Origin of the sequence: Mesorhizobium sp. M5C.F.Ca.IN.020.32.2.1 (assembly GCF_004023105.1) — a bacterium.
GTDB lineage: Bacteria > Pseudomonadota > Alphaproteobacteria > Rhizobiales > Rhizobiaceae > Mesorhizobium > Mesorhizobium wenxiniae.
Map to the genome: position 1 here is coordinate 1 of NZ_RZSX01000961.1, position 2,249 is coordinate 2,249.

A 2,249-nucleotide genomic window follows, 5' to 3' on the forward strand; every position below is an offset into this window, starting at 1 on the left:
ATTCTTTACCGACTGGATGATCGACAAGGAGATCGTCTCGCAGGTCAGTCCGCTCGCGGCATCCTGGGCCACGCATGGCGTCGTCAACGGCCTCGGCCGGATCATGCAGAAATTCTGGCTGGCCAACAATCTGATCGCCCAGATTCCCGGCAACAGTGGGGCCGCCAAGGAACACTCGATCGCCTGGGCGCTGAAAGGGCATGGTGTTCTCTTGCATCCCGAAGGCGGCGTCGGCTGGCATGCAAATGTCGTCGGTTCGCTCCTTCCGGGGGCGGTCGAGATGGGGTTCGAAGCGCTTAAGCGCGGTCGCGCCACGGATCAGGATTGTAGGATTTGGATCGCGCCGGTTGTCTGGAAGCTCGCCTTCACCAAAAATGTCGAGCCGGCGCTGGCGCAGGAATGCGCGTATGTCGAGAAGAGCCTGAAGATCGAACGCCGTGCCGCCGATACGCTGCCGGAGCGCATCCACCATGTCTATGCGACGTTGCTGTCGCGCGATGAGATTGCCTGTGGCATGGCGCCCGACGAACGGGCTTCGTATGCAGCGCGTCAGACGCAACTGCTGCTCGAATTGAGTCGGCGCCTGGGGGAGGGCATTTCGTTCGATCCCGGCGCCAACGAGATCGCCGAGCTTTTGCGCCGGTCGCGCCGCTGGCTGCGGGAAAACACCGGCGACGCTGAGAGACAAAAACAGGTCCGCACGCTGGCGGACACGATCCAGCGTCTCCAGCGCGTCGGACCGTGGGCCTCAGTTAACTCGCGCATCACGCAAGAGGAGATCGCCGAGCATCTGAAGCGCGTCCGCAACGACTATTGCAAGGGCACGCTGCGCGACACGATCAACCGCTTCGTGCCGCAGCCGGCCGGGCCGCGCTGCGCGCATATCCGGGTGCCGGAACCGTTGGGATTGCATGCCTTTCGGGGCTCGATCGACGATGCGCTCGCCGAACTTCACAGCCGTATGCAGGCGGCTGTCACCACGTCAGTAGCCGAACTCGAAGCCGCCGGCGGCTTCATTTTCTATCAGAATCCCTTTTATCATCGCTAACGTTTGGATCTTGGCCCCAGGTGAACTGCGGCTCCGCTGGTCGGCGCAAGATGAAGGAGTGCGGCAAACCTCATGGCGGTGTATGTCGACGCGGCGATCTGGAAATGGGTCGGCCACCGCTGGTGTCATCTGCTGGCCGACGACACCGACGAGCTGCATCGTTTTGCAGCACAGCTCGGCGTCAAGCGCTCGTCCTATCAGGGGCCGCCGAAGACATCGGCGCCGCATTATGACATAACCGGCTTCGAGCGCGACCGCGCGGTGCGGCTAGGCGCCATCGAATGCAGCCGCGAAGAGATTGTTGCTGTTTTCCGGCGTGTCCGCGTGCCGAAGGGGAAGATACGCCCATAGCCCGGGTGCGCTGATCGCCGCATGCTGAGCCGCAAGACACCGCAGCGCTTGCGTTTGTCGCGCATCCCCTCTATATGCGCGCTCATTCCACACACGGACTTTGGTGTCTGCCCGGGAGAAATCCGGCTGAAACCTCCGGTGGCGTTCGAGGACAAAGTCCAGAAATGCCTGTGTCCGTGGAGGCTAACCGGAAAGGATACTCAAGAATGGCTCTGCCTGATTTCAGCATGCGCCAGCTTTTGGAAGCTGGCATTCACTTCGGCCACCAGACTCATCGCTGGAACCCGAAGATGGCGCCCTATATCTATGGCGCCCGCAACAACATTCACATCATCGACCTCTCGCAGACGGTGCCGCTGCTGCACCAGGCGCTCAAGCAAGTTTCCGACACCGTCGCCAAGGGTGGCCGCGTGCTGTTCGTCGGCACCAAGCGCCAGGCGTCCGACATCGTCGCCGACGCCGCGCAGCGCTCGGCCCAGTACTATGTCAACTCCCGCTGGCTCGGCGGCATGATGACCAACTGGAAGACGATCTCGAATTCCATCCAGCGCCTGCGCAAGCTCGACGAGATGCTGGCTGGCGAGGCCCAGGGGCTCACGAAGAAGGAGCGCCTCAACCTCGATCGCGAGCGCGAGAAGCTCGACAAGGCGCTGGGCGGCATCAAGGACATGGGCTCGACGCCCGACCTGATGTTCGTGATCGACACCAACAAGGAAGCGATCGCCATCCTCGAGGCCAAGCGCCTCGGCATCCCGGTCGTCGCCATCATCGATTCCAACTGCGACCCGGACAAGATCGATTTCCCGATCCCCGGCAATGATGACGCGGCCCGCGCCATCCAGCTCTATTG

General features: G+C 62.2%; 3 protein-coding genes. All 3 read left to right on the plus strand.

Annotated elements, in window-relative coordinates:
• Positions 1-1,048: hypothetical protein (locus EOA86_RS31470; RefSeq protein ID WP_128345172.1), on the plus strand; the 1,048-nt coding region annotated here is incomplete at its 5' end.
• Positions 1,049-1,120: 72 nt separating this feature from the next.
• Positions 1,121-1,399, plus strand: a complete 279-nt coding sequence (locus tag EOA86_RS31475) for a DUF4031 domain-containing protein (RefSeq protein WP_029352779.1) — start codon at positions 1,121-1,123, stop codon at positions 1,397-1,399.
• 206 nt (positions 1,400-1,605) lie between these two features.
• Positions 1,606-2,249 (plus strand): 30S ribosomal protein S2 (gene rpsB / locus EOA86_RS31480; RefSeq protein ID WP_128345173.1); only part of this gene is annotated, 644 nt, incomplete at its 3' end.

Bases quoted from the DNA above. Each gene is read 5' to 3' on its own strand.
- EOA86_RS31475 (WP_029352779.1), top strand. From the start codon at position 1,121: ATGGCGGTGTATGTCGACGCGGCGATCTGGAAATGGGTCGGCCACCGC.